This window comes from Gilliamella sp. X-60 (assembly GCF_057063585.1).
The window spans coordinates 15,633-38,271 of sequence record NZ_JBXSQJ010000023.1 but is presented as its reverse complement, the minus strand read 5'-3'; the positions used below and the strand labels follow the sequence as shown (position 1 = coordinate 38,271).

17 protein-coding genes are annotated in these 22,639 nt (G+C 35.9%); 5 read left to right on the top strand and 12 right to left on the bottom strand.

Features of this window, described 5'->3' with window-relative positions; all coding sequences use genetic code 11:
* The 11 genes from ACYIAM_RS11060 to purH form a co-directional block, all read right to left on the bottom strand.
* Positions 1 to 2,854 (bottom strand): calcium-binding protein (locus tag ACYIAM_RS11060; RefSeq protein WP_483748296.1); only part of this gene is annotated, 2,854 nt, incomplete at its 3' end.
* A 181-nt stretch (positions 2,855 to 3,035) separates the two neighbouring features.
* A complete protein-coding gene (locus ACYIAM_RS11055) occupies positions 3,036 to 3,530 on the bottom strand; it encodes a hypothetical protein (protein ID WP_483748295.1) in 495 nt (164 codons plus the stop codon).
* Between the two features lie 339 nt (positions 3,531 to 3,869).
* Positions 3,870 to 3,992 carry a hypothetical protein gene (locus ACYIAM_RS11050; protein WP_483748294.1) on the bottom strand — a complete coding sequence of 41 codons (123 nt, stop codon included), beginning with the start codon at positions 3,990 to 3,992 and terminating at the stop codon, positions 3,870 to 3,872.
* Positions 3,993 to 4,045: 53 nt separating this feature from the next.
* Entirely contained in the window at positions 4,046 to 4,543 is a 498-nt protein-coding gene (locus tag ACYIAM_RS11045) for a hypothetical protein (RefSeq protein WP_483748293.1), read from the bottom strand.
* A gap of 499 nt (positions 4,544 to 5,042) precedes the next feature.
* Entirely contained in the window at positions 5,043 to 5,540 is a 498-nt protein-coding gene (locus ACYIAM_RS11040) for a hypothetical protein (RefSeq protein ID WP_483748292.1), read from the bottom strand.
* A 106-nt stretch (positions 5,541 to 5,646) separates the two neighbouring features.
* On the bottom strand, positions 5,647 to 6,141 hold the full coding sequence (locus ACYIAM_RS11035) for a hypothetical protein (protein ID WP_483748291.1): 495 nt from the start codon (positions 6,139 to 6,141) through the stop codon (positions 5,647 to 5,649).
* Positions 6,142 to 6,247: 106 nt separating this feature from the next.
* Entirely contained in the window at positions 6,248 to 6,757 is a 510-nt protein-coding gene (locus tag ACYIAM_RS11030) for a hypothetical protein (RefSeq protein WP_483748290.1), read from the bottom strand.
* Between the two features lie 1,427 nt (positions 6,758 to 8,184).
* Positions 8,185 to 8,946 (bottom strand): 23S rRNA (guanosine(2251)-2'-O)-methyltransferase RlmB, encoded by a 762-nt coding sequence (gene rlmB, locus ACYIAM_RS11025; protein ID WP_065638089.1) that lies wholly within the window; start codon positions 8,944 to 8,946, stop codon positions 8,185 to 8,187.
* Between the two features lie 7 nt (positions 8,947 to 8,953).
* Positions 8,954 to 11,371 (bottom strand): ribonuclease R, encoded by a 2,418-nt coding sequence (gene rnr / locus ACYIAM_RS11020; RefSeq protein ID WP_483748289.1) that lies wholly within the window; start codon positions 11,369 to 11,371, stop codon positions 8,954 to 8,956.
* 869 nt (positions 11,372 to 12,240) lie between these two features.
* Entirely contained in the window at positions 12,241 to 13,530 is a 1,290-nt protein-coding gene (gene purD, locus ACYIAM_RS11015) for a phosphoribosylamine--glycine ligase (protein WP_483748288.1), read from the bottom strand.
* Between the two features lie 61 nt (positions 13,531 to 13,591).
* Positions 13,592 to 15,184 carry a bifunctional phosphoribosylaminoimidazolecarboxamide formyltransferase/IMP cyclohydrolase gene (gene purH / locus ACYIAM_RS11010; protein ID WP_483748287.1) on the bottom strand — a complete coding sequence of 531 codons (1,593 nt, stop codon included), beginning with the start codon at positions 15,182 to 15,184 and terminating at the stop codon, positions 13,592 to 13,594.
* A 487-nt stretch (positions 15,185 to 15,671) separates the two neighbouring features.
* On the opposite strand from purH, the gene ACYIAM_RS11005 reads away from it, so the two are divergent.
* Both ACYIAM_RS11005 and ACYIAM_RS11000 read left to right on the top strand, forming a co-directional pair.
* The gene (locus ACYIAM_RS11005) at positions 15,672 to 16,175 is read left to right on the top strand and encodes a CbrC family protein (RefSeq protein ID WP_174797642.1); all 504 of its coding nucleotides are present in this window, start codon (positions 15,672 to 15,674) and stop codon (positions 16,173 to 16,175) included.
* A gap of 108 nt (positions 16,176 to 16,283) precedes the next feature.
* Positions 16,284 to 17,156, top strand: coding sequence for a hypothetical protein (locus ACYIAM_RS11000; protein ID WP_174797641.1), 873 nt, complete (start codon positions 16,284 to 16,286; stop codon positions 17,154 to 17,156).
* Between the two features lie 135 nt (positions 17,157 to 17,291).
* Here ACYIAM_RS11000 and ACYIAM_RS10995 read toward each other — a convergent pair whose 3' ends face one another.
* Positions 17,292 to 18,224: an L-lactate dehydrogenase gene (locus tag ACYIAM_RS10995; RefSeq protein WP_483748286.1), complete on the bottom strand. Its 933-nt coding sequence runs from the start codon at positions 18,222 to 18,224 to the stop codon at positions 17,292 to 17,294.
* Positions 18,225 to 18,422: 198 nt separating this feature from the next.
* On the opposite strand from ACYIAM_RS10995, the gene ACYIAM_RS10990 reads away from it, so the two are divergent.
* The 3 genes from ACYIAM_RS10990 (at position 18,423) to ACYIAM_RS10980 (ending at position 22,634) form a co-directional block, all read left to right on the top strand.
* Positions 18,423 to 20,432, top strand: a complete 2,010-nt coding sequence (locus ACYIAM_RS10990) for an autotransporter outer membrane beta-barrel domain-containing protein (RefSeq protein WP_174797631.1) — start codon at positions 18,423 to 18,425, stop codon at positions 20,430 to 20,432.
* Positions 20,433 to 20,892: 460 nt separating this feature from the next.
* Positions 20,893 to 21,744, top strand: a complete 852-nt coding sequence (locus tag ACYIAM_RS10985) for a metal ABC transporter substrate-binding protein (protein WP_483748301.1) — start codon at positions 20,893 to 20,895, stop codon at positions 21,742 to 21,744.
* A complete protein-coding gene (locus ACYIAM_RS10980; RefSeq protein ID WP_174797629.1) occupies positions 21,744 to 22,634 on the top strand; it encodes a manganese/iron ABC transporter ATP-binding protein in 891 nt (296 codons plus the stop codon). The genes ACYIAM_RS10985 and ACYIAM_RS10980 overlap by 1 nt, the downstream gene beginning before the upstream one ends.
* The last annotated feature ends 5 nt before the right edge of the window (positions 22,635 to 22,639 follow it).

Below are 22,639 nucleotides of genomic sequence, written 5' to 3'. Positions count from 1 at the left end.
GACCCGTTGAGAACCAATTTTTTATGGTAATTGAATTTTGACTATCAATAGCGATAACTAAATCGCTGTTTCTTCTAGAGCAACTTAACATGTCAGCACGAATACCATCACCAAAACGGATCTTATCAACATCAGATTTTCTGTAATTCCAGAAACCATTGCTCTTTAACTCGCCTCGATTATCTATCGTGTCGTGACCATCGCCCAAGTTAAACAGGTAAGTATCGTTTCCTGCTCCGCCCGATAAAAAGTCGTTCCCTTTACCGCCCGATAAGATATCATTGCCTTTATTCCCTAAAATGGTATCGTCACTATCCGTACCGAACATCTGTAAGCGGTTATTTAACACTTCATCCCACGTTAATTTTGTGCCATCGGCAAATACAAACTCTTCAATAACGTTACTAGCATTAATTCTAGCGGTTGCAGAGGTTGCATTGTCAAAGATATTCTTAAAGGTGATGCTACTTTTTCCGTCAATTAATGTTATCTTTATATCAGTCCCTTGGCGTGAAAATCTAACATCTTCAGCTTTAATGTTATTCATAAATAATAGCTTATCCATTCCTGATGAATCACAAATTGACTCATGACCCGATAAGCCAAATACATAAAAATTATTACCCGCTAATGTATTTTCACCCAATTTATTTTTAATTGACCGATAATATTCATCAGAACTACTGTATGTCAAATAACCATCAATAACTTCTTTCAATAAAAGTTTTTTTGTCGGATCAGTTATCTGATCAAGATGATTCTCTAATCCTGAAAAATTAATCACAACATTTCCATTATTAATATCTATTTTTAATAATTTAAACGCATCTTTAAATTCGGTTTGTGATAAAAGGTTGGCCATAACATAATGTTTGAATTTATTATATTCTGCCATTAATAAATTAGTAGCAACAGTACCTACAGGAGGAGTTTTATTACCATAATAAATATTAGTATATTTTTCCCCTGTAATGATTTCTAATACAGTTAATTTTCTAGCGTCTATATTACCTCGACTATTCGGATCGACCTGATTCACATTGGCCCAGCTAAAAATAATATCATCAATAACCTGTAGAATGTCAGTTGTTACAGGATTAGCAATAAATTTATCGAGTAAATTTCTTAATTCCGAATTTTTACTTAAAGCAAGAGATAAGTTAACAAGATTACCAAATCCACGTACAGACGGATATTTTTTTACCTCGTCAATATAGTGTTTTTCACCAGTATAAATAGTATTTGCTTGATTTGTTGCAAACCAAACATCGGTAGATTGTCCTTTTTTTCCATCGGTGTAGGTGATTTCACCGGTTAAGCGATGCGCATTTCCGTTACTATCCACATAATTTGATGTTGAATATTTTGTACTAATCGAGGAAATCCCCGCTTGTTCTAAGCTAAGTAGCTCATTTTCATCGGTAAGACCATTACTGTTTTTATCTTGCCATATTTTTAATTTTTGCCAGATACTATCTTTAGCATCAATAACACCATCACCATTTTCATCATATTGGGCTAATGCTTGGTACCCATTTTTAGCTGTTTTGCCATTTTGTAGTAATGAGCTGTCACCAAACAGTTCTCTTCCATCATCAATGACACCATTATCATTTAAATCTAGCACCAACAATCCATCATCAGCACCAACCCATCCAGTATTTTCGGCAAATTGGTTAGCATTTAAATCAAAATGAATATTTTTATCTTTACTAATTGTCTCAACACCATCACGATCAAGATCAATAATAATAGGAGAGAATGCTGTTTTAGCAGCATCAGGAATAGAAGGAAATAATGATGAAATAGGTCCCATAATAGCGTTTCCAACACCATTAAGTAGACCATTTAACTTATCCATAAGATCAATTAGTCCATTTCCATCGTTATCTCGGAATAGATCAGCAAACTTATCTACCATCGCATCAGAAAGCAAACCTGCAACAACAGCTGCGCCTAAACCGATACCGATAACGGCAGCAGCTGGCGCACCGGCTGCACCGGCAACTACAGCAGCTACTGTTCCAGCCAATGCCCCTAATATATTGCCACTAATTTCTTTAACACCAAACTCAAGTAAGATTCCTCTTGCCTCATCAGCATCGCCTCTATCAAGTGCAGCCTGAGCTTCTGCCGATGCAATGCCAAGCCCGATCCCCGTCATAATATAACCCACAATAGGCAGACGTTTTGCAATTTTCTCACCCGCTGACGCTAGATATTTAGAAGTTCGATTAACACTTTTTCGCATTTCTGGCGATAAATTATGATAAGCATCTTTAAGATTGTTAATATACTCACTATTTAACTTTCCGTCAGGCTCATTAAGCTTTAACCAAGATTTAACATTATCTGGCGCTAACTTAGTTCCTGCTGCATCTAAACCGGCAATATTTTTAATATGCTCAAAAGCACGCCCAATTCCCTCGGTTTGTTCGATAGATTTTAATACCGATGTTGGAATACCATTGACTGACGTCACTTTGGGATTATTTAATAATGCCGGCAATTCTGTGGCACCAAAAACCCGCCCCGAGTTCATTCCAAATCCACCAAGTACACGAACATCACCCACTGCACCATCAACAAAGCGTTTAGAAATAGCATCCCATGCGCCATTAGGTTGACGGGTGCCATTACTGTTTGAGCCAAAAAGGAATTCATATGCTTGGCTAGACAAATCAATCTTACCATGTGTTCCAAATATCTGCTTTAACTTCTTATTTAAAGGTGAATCATTTACCAAAGCATCAGATAAAAATTTAGAAGCCTCGGTATTATCGATAAGGCGAAGAGAAGAGTTATTTTTTAATTGGTCGATAATCTGTGATGTATGTACTCCAGAATCTAACATCCCCGAATAGAGAATGGTTGTTTTGCCATGGGTATTTATATCTAATTGCTGTATTAAATCACGTAATCCATCGGCATCCTTGATCTTAAATAATAGTTTTCGGCTCCTTCTTTAGTCAATCCCACCATATTGGCCTATTCCTCCGGTATAATAATTGATTATGTTGTTAGCTTACAAAATACTAAAAATTAAATTTAAAAAATGATTTATCATTAGCTTCCATATTTCTAAGCCCACTACATTTATAGACAGTTAACGCCTCTTTTAAAATGGTTAATAAATCCGCCTTCGACATAGTAGGTAAACAACTCGGGGTCATTGATACAATGTTCCAAGCAAATTGTATCGGATATAAGTCAGTAGATACTGACTCACTAGGATCCAAATCACCAGAGTCCAAAATAAACTCAATATTCTGACCATTCACATGCAGGATAAATACCTCCTTACTCGTTGGTTCAGGTCTATCAGACGGACCTTCATAATTCCGCGCATAATTACAATAAAATAACCAATACCCTCGTTCCTTATCCACACACCAAGCGTGTTGGTGAACATCAAAACTGTTCAATACTTCAGGCATATGAATGAACCAAGGATTGTACTTATTCCATAAATTATCTAAATCATATTTTTGGGCATCTTCATCTGAGACATAGGCATTGACAAATGGCATGAGGTATTCCTTAATTCAATCGCGTTAAATAAATTCGGATTATTTTATATAAAATATAAAAAGAGATAAGCAAAATTATAAAGAAGATAAATGGTTTGTAAATAAACAAAAATAGATTATAAGTATTAATTATCAGTGAATAATTTGATTAAATAATTATTATAATTTGCTTAATAATTGATCACAAACAATATTAATGTATATTTTAGCTACTATTTTTCGGTTTTAATTAACCTAGGCTTTGATTGAGTAATATATTATTTTAGTACAATATTTGAATGCTATTGAAGCGTACGTCTATATTTGAGAGGGAATAAATAGAGTTGAATTTAGAACATTTTAGAGAATGGTTGTTTTGCCATGGGTATTTATATCTAATTGTTGTATTAAATCACGTAATCCATTGGCATCCTTGACCTTAAATAATAGTTTTTCCGCTCCTTCTTTAGTCAATCCCACCATATTGGCCTATTCCTCCGGTATAATAATTGATTATGTTGTTAGCTTACAAAATACTAAAAATTAAACTTAAAAAATGATTTCTCATTAGCTTCCATATCTCTAAGTCCACTACATTTATAGACAGTTAACGCCTCTTTTAAAATGGTTAATAAATCCGCCTTCGACATAGTAGGTAAACTACTCGGGGTCATTGATACAATGTTCCAAGCAAATTGTATCGGATATAAGTCGGCAGATACTGACTCACTAGGATCCAAATCGCTAGAGTCCAAAATAAACTCAATATTCTGGCCATTAATATGCAGGATAAATACCTCCTTACTAGTTGGTTCAGGTATACCCGAAGGACTATCATAATTATGCACATAACCGCAACTAAATAACCAATATCCTCGTGCTTTATCCACACACCAAGCGTGTTGGTGAACGTCAAAACTGTTTAATAGGTTTGGCATTCTATGATTAGGCCAGATATTGTACTTATTCCATAAATTATCTAAATCATGTTTTTTAGCATCTTCGTCTGAGACATAGGCATTGACAAATGGCATAAGTCACTCCTTAGTTCAATCGTGTTAAATAAATTTGGGCTGTGTTATATAAAATATAAACGCAGATAAACAAAATTATAAATAAGATAATTGGTTTGTAAATAAACAAAAACAGATTATAGGTATTAATTATCAGGAGATAAATTGATTAAATTATGATAATTTGCTTAATAATTAATCTTAAACAGTCATTATTGTAACTTTAGCTACTATTTCTGATTTCAATTAACCTTGGCTTTGATTAAGTAAAATATTATTTTTGCGCAATATTGAAATGCGATTGAAAGATATGTTTATATTTTGAAGGGGATAAGTCGATTTGAATTTAGAATATTTTAGAGAATGGCTGTTTTTATATCTAATTGTTGTATTAAATCACGTAATCCATCGGCATCCTTGACCTTAAATAATAGTTTTTCCGCTTCTTGTTGAGTCAATCCCACCATATTGGACTATTCCTCCAGTATAATAATTGATTATCTTATTAGCTTAGAAAATACTAAAAATTAAACTTAAAAAATGATTTCTTATTAGTTTCCAAATTTCGAATTCCTCTACATTTATAAACAGTTAATGCCTCTTTTAAAATGGTTAACAAATCCGCCTTCGACATAGTAGGTAAACTACTGGGGTTCATTGACACAATTTCCCAAGCAAATTGTATCGGATATAGGTCAGTAGATACTGACTCACTAGGATCCAAATCACTAGAGTCCAAAATAAATTCAATATTCTGACCATCAACATGCATGATAAATACCTCCTTACTTGTTGGTTCAGGGATACCGGAAGGACTATCATAATTATGCACACGACCACAGCTAAATAACCAATACCCTCGTTCCTTATCCACACACCAAGCGTGTTGATGAACATCAAAACTGTTTAATAGGCTTGGCATTTTATGATTAGGCCAGATATTGTACTTATTCCATAAATTATCTAAATCATATTTTTGGGCATCTTCGTCCGAGACATAGGCATTGACAAATGGCATGAGTTATTCCTTAATTCAATCGCGTTAAATAAGTTCGGATTGTTTTATATAAAAATAATAAGCTGAATTACAAATAAAATTGATTATCTTGTTAGCTTACAAAATACTAAAAATTAAACTTAAAAAATGATTTATCATTAGCTTCCATATTTCTAAGTCCACTACATTTATAGACAGTTAACGCCTCTTTTAAAATGGTTAATAAATCCACCTTCGACATAGTAGGTAAACAACTCGGATTCATTGACACAATTTCCCAAGCAAATTGTATCGGATATAAGTCGGCAGATACTGACTCACTAGGATCCAAATCGCTAGAGTCCAAAATAAACTCAATATTTTGACCATTAATATGCAGGATATGTACCTCCTTACTAGTTGGTTCAGGGATACCGGAAGGACTATCATAATTTTGCACATCACCACAGTAAAATAACCAATACCCTCGTTCTTTATCCACACACCAAGCGTGTTGGTGAACATCAAACTTCTTCAATAGTTCAGGCATTTTGGTACCAAAGCGACGGTACTTATTCCATAAATTATCTAAATCATATTTTTTGGCATCTTCGTCCGACACATAGGCATTGACAAATGGCATGAGTTATTCCTTAATTCAATCGCGTTAAATAAGTTTGGATTGTTTTATATAAAAATAATAAGCTGAATCACAAATAAAATTGATTATCTTGTTAGCTTACAAAATACTAAAAATTACATCTAATCAGTGCTTCCTTATTAGATTCTACATCTCTAAATCCACTACATTTATAGACAGCTAATGCCTTTTTTAAAATGGTTAACAGATCCGCCTTCGACATAGTAGATAAACAACTCGGGTTCATTGACACAATTTCCCAAGCAATTTTTACAGGAAATGAGTTGGCATATTCCAAACCAATCGCTTCCAAATCGCTAGGTTTCCAACGGCCAGCTTCCAGAATAAAATCAATATTCTGACCATCAACATGCAGGATAAACACCTGCTTATTAGTTGGTTCAGGGAGACCCGAAGGACTATCATAATTCAGCACCCAACCACAGTTAAATAACCAATACCCTTGTTCCTTATCCACACACCAAGCGTGTTGGTGAACGTCAAAACTCTTTAATAGTTCCGGCATTTGAGTGAACCAAGGATTGTACTTATTCCATAAATTATCTAAATCATATTTTTTGGCATCTTCGTCTGAGACATAGGCATTGACAAATGGCATGAGTCACTCCTTAATTCAATTGTGTTAAATAAGTTTGGATTATTTTATATAAAATATAAAAAGAGATAAGCAAAATTATAAATAAGATAAATGGCTTGTAAATAAACAAAAACAGATTATAAATATTAATTGTCAGTGAATAATTTGATTAAATAATTGTTATGATTTGATCAATAATTACGCTATAGCAATATTGATATATGTTTTAGCTACTACCCCTTATGTGATATTTGAGTTTCATTATTACCAATAAGCGTAAACATTCTTATTGAATCTAACACCTTTATTACCCACTGTTGAAATTAAAGAAAACTGCCTTTGAATTAAAGATTGATTAATTTCTTGGAGTTCATTGTGAATAGTTCGCGCACTAATTTGATACTCTTCCGACAACATCTAGGCGGTGATCGAATAGTCGATAGAAATAAATTTTTTAAATAACTCAATGGTTCTTGTTCGCATAAGCTTATTCGCCTATTGACTTCATAAATTAAGTATAGATGAAAGAATATAAATAAGACATTTTACCGAAAATCGCTTTAACTTTTGTTTTCTATTCTTTGAATCTTCGCATATTTGCTGATGATGCCACATTAACATTAAAGCGCGACTCTTTTTCGGCTTTCGCATTCGTTTGTTGGCGGGCGGGTTTGGTGAGTGTTTGATTGATCTGACGGTTATCACACGTTTTAATAAATAGATACTGCAAATTCGTAATTAATCACGAAACGGTATAGAATCCTGAATATTTTTTACAAAAATATAACCTAAAAGTGAACACCACATTTTTATTAAAGTCGCTATCGCTTTCAGCTTTCCCATGCATTTAAGGGTAAGCGGTTTTGTGAATATTTGATTGATACGATAGTTATCACACGTTTTAATAAATAGATACTGTAAATTCACAATTAATCACGAAACGGTATAGAATCCTGAATATTTTTTACAAAAATATAATCTAAAAAGTGAACAATAGGGTAAATACCTAGCTTATTTTCGTATTTTATATTCAATAAATTTTTCAACATTCAACAAACATTCAATGCTGTAATTGGTGGTTTTATAACATTCTTTCTTATTGGTTAAGGAGCGAATAGCTTCAATCAAGCTTTGTCTAGCATGTTATCAATAGTTAGATGGTGACTATAAAAGGTTTAGTCCAACCTGTTGCGGTTATCTTTTTTATGATATAAGCGCTAGATCGCTTGTCGGTGATAACGTGTTAGTTTGTTTTTTTATGTATATTTATTGCTGTAGTTTCTCAAATGACTGTAAACAATGCGAGTAATTCCTACAAATAAAGATAAGCAAGCTAAAATGAGAATGCTGTTATTATGTTAGTCAATTCTATGACATGCCTAGCAAAATTACTTATAGAATTAGGCATAACCGTATTGATATAATCAATACGGTTATGACCATTGAGATTAGGTTTTGATGGCTGATTTTTGCCGAACAATTTCAAATAAACAAACACCAGTTGCTACCGACACATTAAGTGATGACACAATGCCAGCCATGGGGATGCTGACTAACTCATCACAGTGTTCTTTTGTTAAACGGCGCATCCCTTCACCTTCCGCACCCATCACCAATGCAAGTGAAGTCGCTGTTGATGTTTTATAAAAATCAGTTTGATAAAGCGTTCTATCTGCCTCGCCAGCAGTCCCCACAATCCAAACTTGATATTCATCTTGTAACATTCGCATCGTGCGTGCCAAATTGGTCACTCTAACCACCGGTACACTTTCAGCCGCACCACACGCTACTTTTTGTGCGGTGGAATTAAGGGGTGCTGAGCGATCTTTTGGCACTATAATAAAATCCACACCCGCGGCATCAGCGGTTCTTATGCAAGCACCTAAATTATGCGGATCGGTCACACCATCTAAAATTAAGATAACGGGGTTTGGCTGCCCTTCCATAAGTAAAGGAATATCATTTTCTTGATAACCTCGACTTGGTTTAACCATGGCTAAAATACCTTGATGTACCCCATTTTTAGATTTTTCATCTAACCATTGGCGATTAGCGATTTTGACTGGCAAGCCAAGTTGCTCTAATTGACGCACAACGGCGATAAGGCGTTTATCTTCACGCCCTTTAATAATAAATACTTCAATAATTCTTTCTGGCGAACGCGCTAATAATGCTTCAATGGCGTGCAGGCCATAAACTGTTTCACTCATTTATTTGCTACTCTTTTGTTTTATTAACTGATTTTGGTTTCGATTTGCTACGTTTTTTACTTTTTGCTTTCACTTCAACTTTCGTGTTTTGTTTAGCACTTGATTTAGCCTTCTTTTTGTTACTTGGCTTAGCACTACTTTCGCTAGTTGATTTTTTGCGTTTTCGCTTAAGCGGCAAATCAGCATGCTGATCGGTTTGAGCTTGTTTAGACTTCTCTTTTGCTGTTTTACCTTGACGTTTTGGCTTATTATTACTGCCAACCAGTGAAAAATCAATTTTACGTTCTTCTGGATTAACATTATCCACTTTTACTTGCACTTTATCGCCTAAACGATAAGTAAAACGTGTATTTTCACCAATTAAACGATTGTGCGAAGCATCATAAATATAATAGTCGTTTTCTAACGAGGAAACATGCACTAAACCATCAATGAAAAAATCGTCTAATCGAACAAAGAAACCAAAATTAACTACGCTTGAAATCGTACCATTAAATACTTCACCAACATGATCTTGCATATAATCACATTTGAGCCAATCAACCACATCACGCACGGCTTCGTCAGCACGCCGTTCGGTCATTGAACAATGTTCACCAAAATAGAGCATTTCGCTAGTGGTATAGCAATGTCCGCCAGTCTTACTGGTTTTATGCTGTTGGTCAGCTAAAATCCATTTAATCGCTCGATGTAATAACAAATCTGGGTAACGACGAATTGGCGAGGTAAAGTGCGCATATTCCTCAAGCGCTAAACCAAAATGCCCTCGATTTTCAGGATCATAAATGGCTTGCTTCATGGAGCGTAAAATTACCGTTTGCAACATATCATGATCGGGACGCGTTTCAACCACCGTCATTAATTCGGCGATATCTTTCGGTTTTGGACTAGCGCCACCACCCAGCGATAAGCCAAGTTCACTTAATACGCTGCGCAGATTGCTCATTCGATCTTCATCTGGCCGGTCATGCACGCGGAATAATGATGGCACTTGCGCATCAATCACTAATTTTGCAGCCGAAACATTGGCTAAAATCATACACTCTTCAATAATTTTATGTGCGACATTACGTTGCGCAAGCTCAATACTTTCGATACGCTTATCAGCATTAAAAATAAATTTTGGCTCATCTGATTCAAACCCTATCGCACCGCGTGCAATTCGTGCATTATCAAGCACTTTATATAATCCATATAGATTCTCAAGATGTGGCACTAATTCTTGGTAATGTTGACGTAGCGCTTTATCACCCTCTAAAATTTTAGCTACTTTAGTATAGGTTAATCTGGCATGTGAATTCATCACCGCTTCGTAAAACTCATATCCTGTTAATCGCCCTTTGTTCGACACAGTCATTTCGCAAACTAAACATAAACGATCAACTTGTGGATTTAACGAACAAAGTCCATTAGATAATACTTCGGGAAGCATTGGTACAACTCGTGATGGAAAGTAAACCGATGTACCACGCAAGCAGGCTTCTTTATCTAAGGCCTTATCAGGCCTAACATAATAACTTACATCGGCAATCGCCACCCATAAACGATAGCCCCCACCACGATTTTTTTGGCAATAAACCGCATCATCAAAGTCCCGTGCATCTTCACCATCAATAGTGACTAAAGGCAATTGACGCAGATCTTTTCGACCTTTTTTAGCACTTTCTGGCACTTGTTCGGTGAATTTGCTCATCTCTTTTTCAACAGCTTGTGGCAATTCATAAGGAATTTCGTGGTTTCGCAGTGCAATATCAATCGCCAAATTAGTCCCCATGATCTCACCAAGTACTTCTTTTATGATGCCAACGGCTTTTTGACGACGTTCCGGACGTTGCTGTAACTCAACCACTACCACCGTCCCCATACGAACCGTGCGATCAGGTTTGCCAGCAATTAAAATATCAAAGTTTAAACGGCTGTCATCAGGCACAACAAAACCAACGCCTTGCTCAACAAAATATCGCCCAACAATTTGATTATTGCGTGGTTCTAAAATGCGTACAACCCGAGCTTCCATTTTTCCACGGTATTTAGTGCCCATTGGCTGCGCTAAGATCACATCACCTTGTAAAACTTTTTTCATTTGCTCTGGCGATAAAAAATAGTCTTCAAGGCGCCCTTCAACGCGTAAGAAACCAAATCCATCACGATGCGCAATTACACTGCCTTTAACCATATCGAATTTTTCAGGTAAGGCATAACACTTACGGCGCGTAAACACAACTTGCCCGTCACGCTCCATAGCCCGCAAGCGGCGATGTAACGCCACTTTTTGTTCTTCATCTTTAATAGCAACAGCTTGGGCAATTTTTTCTAAACTTGCCGGTTTTGCTTCTTGTTTAAGGTAATCTAAAATAAGCTCACGGCTAGCAATAGGGGAATCATACTTCTCAGCTTCGCGATCAAAAAATGGATCTTTTATCATAAGGGATATCCTGTGACTAATATTAGCGCTAGCATAACATAGAGTGCTATAACTTAAAATGAAGATTCAATTTATAAACAAGCGTCAAAGAGTTGTTAATCTATTTTAAAGTAGGATTGTGTCAGTATTCGATACTAGACTTAAAAAACAATAAGAATCAAAATCCCAAATAATGAGAACGTTTTTGGCCAAATCTCCTAAAAACCCCCTCACAAGGCTGTAGAATGTGACCTTTGACTGCCCAGCGCAATTACTCGTATCATTCTGATACTCGCCTCTTCGAGGCCATCTTCGCTTTGCTTAGATGTTCGAATTTATTCCAAACAAATTTGGCTCTCGGCAAAGCATAGCCTAACCAAACATCCTTGTTTAGCGTGCTAACTCACTATATTAGCGTCATATTCTGACACCGGAATAAGACAAACAACATAGCCAGTTATTTTGGGAAGTTATTTTGTTTTTATAATTATCTTGATGATTTTATTTTAATTACCGCGTATACCGCGTTAAAGAATCAAGGCGGTAGCTCGTTCACCGCCGAATATTTCTAAACCGCCTATACGGCGTTAAAGGTAATAGATCCGTACCGACAATTTGCGGGTTTTTTCTAAACCGCCTATACGGCGTTAAAGTAGAACTTAAGATTCGATAAGTCCTGCTGTATAAAGATAAACGACAATTTCATCTTTGAAAACCCTTTTTTTGAGCTATTTGTTAATATACTGATTTTATTTAATTTTAAATTATCGTTAAAAAAAGGGTTGGCAGAGGTTTTAATTGAAAAAATTCTTAAAAAAATAAATCAATACGTTTTCTGACTGATTTTTAGATAGTAGTTGGTTGTTTTTTCAAAAAACAACCAATCACCGCTATTTGTTTTGTTCCCGCTCAATCGCACGATAACCAATGTCTTTACGATAAAAACAGCCATGCCAATAAATATCTTTTATTTGCTCATAAGTACGCTGTTGCGCTTCAAGTATGGTATTGCCTAATGCGGTAACGCATAGCACACGCCCGCCATTGGTGTAAATGCGACCTTTTTCTAAACTGGTACCCGCATGGAAAATTTTGCAATCTTCGGTTGATTCTGTCGGTAGTCCAAGGATCACATCTTGGGTATTATACTCACCTGGGTAACCGCCTGCTGCTAGGACTACTCCTAATGCAGGTCTTGGATCCCATTTTGATTTTACGGTATCTAATTTGCCATCAAGCGCAGCCAAACAGAGTTTGACTAGATCCGATTGCATTCGCATCATTATTGGTTGTGTTTCGGGATCGCCAAATCGGCAATTAAACTCAATAACTTTTGGATTACCTTCTTTATCAATCATTACACCCGCATATAAAAAGCCAACATAAACATTGCCTTCTTGCGCCATGCCATTGATCGTCGGGTAGATGATTTCATCCATTATTCGTTTAAAAACAGCATCACTCACCACTGGTGCTGGCGAATATGCCCCCATACCACCAGTATTTAATCCTGTATCACCATCACCAACTCGTTTATGATCTTGGCTTGTTGCCATGGGTTCGACATTTTTGCCATCCACCATGACAATAAAGCTGGCTTCTTCGCCATCAAGAAACTCTTCAATCACTACTCGGTGACCAGCATCACCAAAGGCATTACCAGCTAGCATATCACGGACAGCGTCTTCGGCTTCTTTCACTGTCATAGCAACAATTACCCCTTTACCAGCGGCTAGCCCATCAGCCTTAATCACAATCGGGGCGCCCTTTTCACGAATATAGGCAATGGCTGGAGCGACTTCGGTAAAGTTTTGATATTCTGCGGTGGGAATTTTGTGGCGAGCTAAGAAGTCTTTAGTAAAGGCTTTTGACCCTTCAAGTTGTGCAGCGGCTTTAGTTGGTCCAAAGATTTTTAACCCCGCTTTTTGGAAACTATCAACAATGCCAATCACTAACGGGGCTTCGGGTCCCACTATAGTTAAATCGATTTGTTCTTGCTGAGCAAAACTAAGCAGACCACTTACGTCGGTAGCTTTGATGTTGATATTTTCTAAGCTAGGCTCTAGGGAAGTACCGGCATTGCCTGGCGCAACAAAGACTTTAGAAACCAATGGTGATTGTGCAGTTTTCCAAGCAAGTGCATGTTCGCGCCCACCATTACCAATGACTAAAACTTTCATAAAAGATCCTTTAATGATGTCTTTTTAATAATAAACAAGGTCGCCCTATTAAGGTCTAAAATTAGTGCCTAAAATGGCGCATATGCGTAAATATCATTGCAATATTGTGTTCATTGGCCGCTTGGATCACTTCGTCATCGCGAATCGATCCACCGGGTTGAATTACACAAGTCACCCCTGCTGCGGCAGCGGCATCGACCCCATCTCTAAATGGGAAGAACGCATCTGATGCAACAACAGAACCTGCAACGTCTAGATTTTCGTCTTGCGCTTTAATGCCAGCTATTTTTGCGGAATAAACTCGGCTCATTTGCCCTGCACCAATACCAATTGTCATGTTATCTTTTGCATAAACAATGGCATTGGATTTAACAAATTTAGCCACTTTCCAACAAAATAGCGCATCGGAAAGTTCTTGGTCGGTTGGCTTACGTTTGGTGACTACCGTTAATGCATCTGGCGATATCATGCCTAAATCACGATCTTGCACTAACAAACCGCCATTGACACGTTTAAAATCTAAACTTACTGACGCTGATGTTGACCACTCACCACATTCAAGCACGCGCACATTTTTTTTAGCTTGAATGATGATCAGTGCTTCTTGACTAACTGAAGGTGCAATAATCACTTCAACAAATTGTTTATCAACAATCGCTTGAGCAGTTTTAGCATCTAACGCTCTATTAAACGCAATAATGCCACCAAAAGCTGAAGTGGGGTCGGTTTTAAAGGCTTTTTCATAAGCGTTTAAAATGTTATCGCTAACGGCAACACCACAAGGGTTGGCATGTTTTACAATCACACAAGCGGGCTCGTCAAATGATTTTACGCATTCAAGTGCAGCATCAGTATCAGCAATATTATTATAAGAAAGCGCTTTACCTTGCAGTTGCTTTGCCGTTGCAATCGAGGCTTCTTTGACATCTTGTTCAACATAAAAAGCCGCTTGTTGATGGGCGTTTTCGCCGTAACGCATATTCTGTTTTTTAATAAATTGTAGATTTAACGTTCTAGGAAACTCGCCCGATGGCTCATTGGTTTCACCCATATAAGGGGGGACTAATTGCCCAAAATAGTTGGCAATCATGCCGTCATATTTAGCCGTATGTTCAAAGGCTTTTATAGCAAGGTTAAAACGATATTCAAAAGAAAGGGAATTTTGGTTATCATCCATCATGTTAATGATATTGGCATAATCATCACAATCAACCACAATGGTAACATCTTTATGATTTTTGGCAGCAGATCGCACCATCGTTGGGCCACCAATATCAATATTTTCAACGGCGTCTTCTAACGTGCAATTGGCTTTAGCAACCGTTTGTGCAAATGGGTAAAGATTGACAACCACCATATCGATTGGCGTAATTTGATGTTGTTGCATCACGTCATCATCAATCCCTCGTCGCCCTAAAATGGCGCCATGAATTTTGGGATGTAACGTTTTAACTCGCCCATCCATCATTTCAGGAAATCCGGTATAGTCAGAAACTTCCGTTACCGGTATCTGGTTTTCCATTAACAATTTTGCCGTCCCCCCTGTTGAAAGAAGTTCCACATTTCGTTCTGATAAGGCTTTGGCAAACTCTAAAATACCGGTTTTATCGGACACACTAAGTAAAGCACGGCGGATAGGACGAAACTGCTGCATGAGAGGGCTCCGAAGTTAATATCTAAAATCTTAGTTATTGGGTCAACATTATATATAAATTCAAATTAGATGTTTAGCATTAACTTGTTAAAAATGATCGAAACAGTTAAATGATAAAGTTTTACGTTAATTACAGAATATATATTTTGAGGGTAGATAACTCCCTGTTAACTTTTTTCATTTTTTGTTTTCTATAAAAATAGATTGCATCACCGCCATAATCATCAACCCAGAATGATAAACTATGATTATGAGGAACGTCATAAGATAATCGTTGTCTATTCCTGATGAATAATAACTAACAATGGTAAATTGCTAATATCCTATTTTTCATAAATAACCTTAGTATACGGTTTAAACGTCTGTTTCCACAATAATCAGTTAGATAAAATCATTAATTAACATGCTGTAATATTTTATCATTTTGTATCAAACTCACTTAAATTATATAATAATAATTACTATTATAATATTGAAGGAATTTAAGATGTGCCTGCCTACGTTTAAATATCATCCAAATGCATATCAACTCGATATTTTTGTTAATGAAGAGGGGATTTGTTCCGTTTGTAATCAAAAACGAACAATAAAATATAATTTGGTACCTTATTGTGTTGAAGATCCTGATTATATCTGCCCATGGTGTATTGCCGATGGGTCGGCTGCAGAAAAATATCAGGGTCAATTCAATGATAATTATGGTGTAGAAGATGTCCCGCCCGAAATGTTAGACGAAATAGTATTAAAAACCCCAAGTTATTCATCATGGCAACAAGAAGTTTGGTTATCACATTGTAATGAACCTTGTGCTTTTATTGGTTATGTTGGTGCCAAAGATATTGAACCCTATTTTGATGAAATCTTAGATGACATCCAAGACTATCCCGATGAATTGATAAAATCGTCTTTATCGAAAGACGGGGCGCTTGTTGGTTATTTGTTTGAGTGTGTGCAATGTGCTAAAAAAAGGTTGCATGTTGATTGTGATTGATTTTAATAACTCTATACAGAGTATCGATTTAATATGCAAAATTAAAATAAGAAATAATAGTGTGCAATATCCCACTGATAAAAGGAAATAACAAGGAAAACTACAACCATGAAAAAAATACCATTGTTATTAACTATATTGTTGTTTAGTTGGTTTAATACTAATTATACGTTCGCTAATACTCAAACTGCATCATCTCAATATAAACATAGAGAGCATTTTGCCACTTTTGATGATTTTTACCAAAGTTTACCTGTGTTATCTATGCCGTTTGATACTCATTCGCTACCTAAAGGTAAATTTGTAGATAGCAAATTTTTTCATTTTGATGATGATGATTATCAATATTATGATAATCCCCTAGATAAAGAACGACGTTATTTTACATTAAAAGATCTCACCGCTATTGGTCGTTTTGAAATCAATAATATTCGATTTGTACTCTATAGTTTTACCTTTGATAGTGAAGGTGAAGGCATTATGGAGGATTTAACCATACTCAATGCCTTCGATGAAAACGGAAAATATTTAGATGCGCTTATTTTGTCAGCTAAAACTGGGCATGAAGATCATTTGTTCTTTTATTCATCTTTAGTGCTTAATAATTTATTTTATGTGCATATCAATGCCAATTATGAACTAGGTTATTTTATTGATGTCAAAGATAATCATTATGATTATGAAAAGAATGCAAAGTTAACTTACCAGTTTAAAAACAATCAATTCTGGCGAGAAGAACATACGCCAAACTGCCAAACCCTTGACCTTAAAGGCTATTTAAACAACCTCGATAAAAAGCAGTTTGCAGACATTGCCGATGTTGCTGCTTTTAATGATTATATTGCTTGCTATCCCGTATCTGAGCATCTTAATACATATAAAAAAATTGCCGGCTATATCAGAGATACCCGTTACCATTTTTTAAGTGATGCAGAGTATCATCAACTTAAAAACCAACTTAAAATCATCTTAGAAGATTAGCCGTTATACTCCAAAACTATTTCTTCTATGATAGTAATAAAAACCTTGTTCGTGGCGTATTGTGCATACAATGACGCCACCAATGGATAACGCTAGGTTAGTGCGCCAATTGAGCAATAATAAAAATAACTAGTACTATGGTAATTTAATATGATCAATATAGCCTTTAACAATATTAATACTTTTTTCAAATAGCTGTTTTTCGCTTTCGGTAAAATCAAGCTCTATAATTTTTTTGATTCCATGTTGATCAAGAATCGCCGGTACACCAATAGCAACATCTTTATAGCCATATTCTCCGTTTAAAATGCAACTGAGCGCTAATGCTCGGTGACTATTGGTGAATATATGTTGGCAGATTTCGGTGATAGTGCTGGCAATACCATATTCGGTGCAGTGTTTTCGATTCGCAATTTCAAAGCCCATTTTTCGAGCTTGGCTGCCCACTTCGTCAAAATCTATTTTGTTTTTTTGTAAATCATTTAAATTAATACCATAAACTGATGAATGAGACCAAACTGGAAACTGTGAATCACCATGTTCGCCCACAATAAAGGCGTCGATGCTTTGTGGTCCTATGTTCATTTTTTCGCCCAATAATCGACGTAATCGTACCGTATCAAGCCATACCCCTGTACCAATTACGCGATGACGCGGTAGCCCTGATAGTTTCCAGACTTGATATGTGATGGCGTCGCAAGGGTTGGTTGCAATTAAAAATATGCCTTTAAAACCATCTTTCATCATATTAGGTACTATGCTGGCAATAATTTTTGAGGTTCCTGCAAGCTCTTCGGCTCGGCTTTTTTGGGCAATGCCTGATGTAACGGTGATAATGGCAATATCTATGTCAGCGCAATCAGTCGATTCACGCAAGCTAACTTTGACCATATTTTGTCGATAAGCTGCGGCATCTAATAAATCTTGCGCATGTCCATAGGCTAGCTCTTTATTGAGGTCAACGAGTGCGATTTCTTCACAAATACCTCGGTTAACCAATGTATAGGCCGTTGTTGATCCAACATTACCCACGCCGATAATCATCACTTTTCGTAATTTCATACTCATCCCCCCTATTTTATTTGGATTAAAAAGGAACTATTTATTTACCCTTATACTCTCGTTAATTAAAGATTCAAGTCAAAATGACTAATTAATGATATTGTTAAAAATCTATAAGGTAACAATCCTGTTGAGATTAATTATTGAACAACAATTGTTTTATTGTTAGACTGCCATTAATTATAGAAGAAAGGAAATTATTAGATGAAAAATAAAATAATTTTAGGATTATCCCTAGCCACACCATTAGTAGTAAATGCACTTGAGCTACAAGGAAATCAGACATATACAAATGAAGTTAATATTCCTGTTACTCACAATTTAAACAAAGTCAATGGGGAAATATCTTCAGGTATCTTTATATTTGCTAATAGCAATACTGTTTTTGAAAAAAATGTCACGATCAATATCCAAAGAGAAGCTAATCGCATAGAAGATGGCGTAACAATTGCAGGGCTAGATTCTTTTCCTTCAACTCCTTCTACATCTTCCACTATTTTTAATGGTGATCTTACAATTCATATGCAAGGACATGATTCTGATGCAATTTCTTTACTTGGAGATTCAACCATCATCGTTAATGGAAAAACAACATTAAGCGTTAACGATCGTGAATGGTCAGATACTATTTTTATCTCTGATGGAAATTTAACATTAAATGGCGAATCATTTATTGATGGTAATATTAGTTCTATTGAAAATGGGGTCTTAAGAATCAATAATAAATCAATAATTAATGGCGATATCGATGCAAGCTTTGGCGGAACAATTATATTAGATTTAGCTTCTGGTTCCAAAATTGTAGGTCGAGTGTCAGGATTTGGTGATCCAGATGATCCTAATAGTGGTAATCCTGATACCACTGGAGTTATAAAAATGAATCTTGCCAAAGGCGCTTCTTGGGAAATAACCGATGAAGATTCTTATCTTACCGAACTATCTGGACAAGGTTCGATAAAATTTGTTAATGATAATTCTAATGGTAACTATGTAGAGTTAACCATTGAGAATTTAAAAGGTGAATCAAGTTTTGATTTACGTACCGACATTGCTGCAGAAAAAAGCGATAAAATTATTATTTCCAAATCAGCTGACACAAACCGTCCCATATCCGCAGAGGGAACTCATACCCTAAATTTAACAAATAACGGAGCGTCTAATACCACAGGTAAAGAAAAATTAACTTTAGTCGAAATTGATAATAATGCCACAAGTACTGCTGAGTTTAAGACAAATCATAATGTTGAACTTGGTGGTTATCAATATTCCCTAAATAAAGAGGGTAACAATTATGTGTTAACAGCTCATCCTACTATTACTTCATCAGCAATGGCTAGTGCTGGGTTTCTTAACAGTAATTATTTAATGAGCTATATTGAAACCCAAACTTTACTCAAACGCCTTGGTGATATTCGAACAAGTGGACAGTTTGGTGATGTTTGGTTACGCGGTTTTTCTGGTAAGTTGGATTCATTTTCTGGCGGTAAATTAAGTAAATTTGATATGAGCTATCATGGATTCCAATTTGGTGCAGATAAACAGTTATCTGAAGACTCACCTTTTGTAGTCGGTGCTTTTGTTGGACAAACTTATGGTGATCCAGATTATCGCAAAGGGGACGGATCTTTAAAATCATTTAATACTGGTCTTTACGCAACTTATTTAAACAATGACGGATTTTATGTTGATGGTGTTGCCAAATATGCTCGTCAAAAAAATCACTTTAAGGTTAAAGATACAGCCAATAATCATGTTCAAGGAACAGGCCATACCAATGGACTTGGTTTATCTTTGGAGCTAGGTCAGAAATTTAAATTGAATGATTTTTATATTGAACCCCAATCTCAATTGTCTTACAGTCACCAAAATGCTACATCAATTAATGCTACCAACGGACTTAAAGTAAAATTAGGCAATTATAATTCGTTAATTGGTCGAGCATCAGCATTATTTGGATACGAGATCAATTCAGACAACAATAATATCAATATCTATGCTAAAACAGGAATTGTTAGAGAATTTAATGGTGATACTTACTATAAATTAAATACAAGTAAAGAAAAGCATTCATTCAAAGGCAATTGGTGGAATAATGGGGTAGGTATAACTGCACAGTTGAATCAACAACATAATATTTATTTGGATTTAGAAAGCTCACCGGGTAGCCGATTTGATTTATTACAAGTCAATGGAGGATATCGTTTTTCTTTCTAAATTAACGATTTACCAATAAAATTACTTTCACATTTCCCTAAAATCCATAAACCACATAGTTAAAAATATGTGGTTTATGCCAATTCATTTGATCATTTTTTTCTACTGTAACTATCATTTAAATAGATGGAATTAGCTACTATTTATTTTAGTTTTATATAAAATGAATTAAAGACATAACTAGGTAACCAGTTAATAGAAATAGTAAGTTTTAAAAAGGATTTGACTTTTATTTCTCAAATAATAATAATTCTCATTAACATTTAAGTTAATTATTATTATGAATTAGTCATCATGTTTCATCATTACAATTAATTAAATAAAAAAGATATTTTCTTGATTTGTTACGGCTAATCATTCGTGTCTCGCTATTTGATTATATGTTAAACGCAAGGAGTCGCTAATGAAGTTCAATTTTTTGAAAATTTTAAGCACTATTTTAGCCTCGTTGATTATTTTAATGGGTGTGTGCGCATCTGCCCATGCGGTAGAAAAAAAATTTAAAGTGGTTACCACCTTTACCATTATTCAAGATATCGCACAAAATATCGCTGGTGATGCTGCTGAGGTTGAGTCAATTACCAAAGTCGGGGCTGAAATTCATGAATATGATCCCACCCCTAAAGACATTACTAAAGTGCTTTCTGCCGATTTAGTATTATGGAATGGCCTTAATTTAGAGCTTTGGTTTAAACGTTTTTTTGAAGACGTTAAAGATGTACCTTCGGTTGTCGTGACAGAAGGTATTGAGCCGATGCCAATTCAAGAAGGCAGTTATAAAGGTAACCCGAATCCGCATGCTTGGATGTCACCAACGTTGGCTTTAACTTATGTTGAAAATATCCGTGCGGCGTTTGTCAAATATGATCCGCAAAATGCCGCGATTTATAATAAAAATGCAGCCGATTATATTGCTAAAATCAAAGCACTTGATGCGCCATTACGTGAGCGTTTAGCTAAAATTCCTGAAACCAAGCGTTGGTTAGTCACCAGTGAAGGTGCGTTTAGTTATTTGGCTCGTGACTATAATTTGAAAGAAGCTTACCTTTGGCCAATCAATGCCGAGCAACAAGGCACCCCTCAGCAAGTTAGGCATTTAATTGACTTAGTTAGAGCAAATGATATTCCTGTTATTTTTAGTGAGAGTACTATTTCAGATAAGCCCGCCAAACAAGTTAGTAAAGAAACCAATATTAAATATGGTGGCGTTTTATATGTCGATTCACTTTCAACTAAAGATGGTCCTGTACCCACTTATATTGATCTACTCAAAGTGACCGTCGAAACTATCGCTAAAGGATTTGAAAAATAATGACTCAAATTTGCTTGAATGTTGATGATATCACCGTGACTTATAATAATGGTCATACCGCAATTTATGATGCTAGCTTTCGCTTAAATGGTGGCACTATTTGCGCGTTAGTCGGCGTTAATGGTAGCGGTAAATCGACGTTATTTAAGAGCATTATGGGCATGGTTCGTCCAACTCGTGGGCATGTCACATTTAATGATATGTCAGTTAAGCAGACCTTAAAACAAAATATCATTGCCTATGTGCCACAAACCGAAGAAGTCGATTGGGATTTTCCTGTGCTCGTGTCAGATGTGGTCATGATGGGGCGATATGGGCATATGTCTTTTTTACGTATTCCAAGTAAAGAAGATAAAAAACAGGTCGATCTTGCCCTTGAACGCGTTAATATGCTCGATTTTAAGCATCGTCAAATTGGTGAGCTATCAGGTGGGCAAAAGAAACGGGTATTTTTAGCTAGAGCGTTAGCTCAGCAAGGTAAAGTGCTGTTGTTAGATGAACCCTTTACTGGGGTTGATGTTAAAACTGAAAATGCCATTATTGATCTGTTGAAAGATCTGCGTAAAGAAGGCCATTTGATTTTAGTTTCAACTCATAACTTAGGTAGTGTGCCTGAATTTTGCGATCAAGTGGTATTAATTAATCAAACTGTTTTGGCCTTTGGTCCAACTAAAACAACCTTTACACCACAAAATTTAATGACTACCTTTGGTGGTGCGCTGCGTTATCTGAGTTTGTCGGGCGAACAATTGCACGATGATGAAGATCCTCGTAAAGTATCGATCTTAACCGATGATGAACGTGCTGCAATTTTTTATGGGGAAGGTAAGCATGACTCACCTCATCGAGATTTGCTAGTTAACCATCACGATAATGAACCAAAAGGGTAATAATA

Excerpts from the sequence above, each read along its gene's own strand:
- ACYIAM_RS11030 (WP_483748290.1), bottom strand. The coding sequence starts at position 6,757 with ATGCCATTTGTCAATGCCTATGTCTCAGACGAAGATGCCAAAAAATAT.
- ACYIAM_RS10995 (WP_483748286.1), bottom strand. The coding sequence starts at position 18,224 with ATGAGTATGAAATTACGAAAAGTGATGATTATCGGCGTGGGTAATGTT.
- ACYIAM_RS11050 (WP_483748294.1), bottom strand. The coding sequence starts at position 3,992 with ATGGTGGGATTGACTAAAGAAGGAGCGGAAAAACTATTATTTAAGGTC.
- ACYIAM_RS10985 (WP_483748301.1), top strand. The coding sequence starts at position 20,893 with ATGGGTGTGTGCGCATCTGCCCATGCGGTAGAAAAAAAATTTAAAGTG.
- purD (WP_483748288.1), bottom strand. The coding sequence starts at position 13,530 with ATGAAAGTTTTAGTCATTGGTAATGGTGGGCGCGAACATGCACTTGCT.
- rnr (WP_483748289.1), bottom strand. The coding sequence starts at position 11,371 with ATGATAAAAGATCCATTTTTTGATCGCGAAGCTGAGAAGTATGATTCC.
- ACYIAM_RS11055 (WP_483748295.1), bottom strand. The coding sequence starts at position 3,530 with ATGCCATTTGTCAATGCCTATGTCTCAGATGAAGATGCCCAAAAATAT.
- ACYIAM_RS10990 (WP_174797631.1), top strand. The coding sequence starts at position 18,423 with ATGAAAAATAAAATAATTTTAGGATTATCCCTAGCCACACCATTAGTA.
- ACYIAM_RS11040 (WP_483748292.1), bottom strand. The coding sequence starts at position 5,540 with ATGCCATTTGTCAATGCCTATGTCTCGGACGAAGATGCCCAAAAATAT.
- ACYIAM_RS11005 (WP_174797642.1), top strand. The coding sequence starts at position 15,672 with ATGTGCCTGCCTACGTTTAAATATCATCCAAATGCATATCAACTCGAT.
- rlmB (WP_065638089.1), bottom strand. The coding sequence starts at position 8,946 with ATGAGTGAAACAGTTTATGGCCTGCACGCCATTGAAGCATTATTAGCG.
- purH (WP_483748287.1), bottom strand. The coding sequence starts at position 15,184 with ATGCAGCAGTTTCGTCCTATCCGCCGTGCTTTACTTAGTGTGTCCGAT.
- ACYIAM_RS11000 (WP_174797641.1), top strand. The coding sequence starts at position 16,284 with ATGAAAAAAATACCATTGTTATTAACTATATTGTTGTTTAGTTGGTTT.
- ACYIAM_RS11045 (WP_483748293.1), bottom strand. The coding sequence starts at position 4,543 with ATGCCATTTGTCAATGCCTATGTCTCAGACGAAGATGCTAAAAAACAT.
- ACYIAM_RS10980 (WP_174797629.1), top strand. The coding sequence starts at position 21,744 with ATGACTCAAATTTGCTTGAATGTTGATGATATCACCGTGACTTATAAT.
- ACYIAM_RS11035 (WP_483748291.1), bottom strand. The coding sequence starts at position 6,141 with ATGCCATTTGTCAATGCCTATGTGTCGGACGAAGATGCCAAAAAATAT.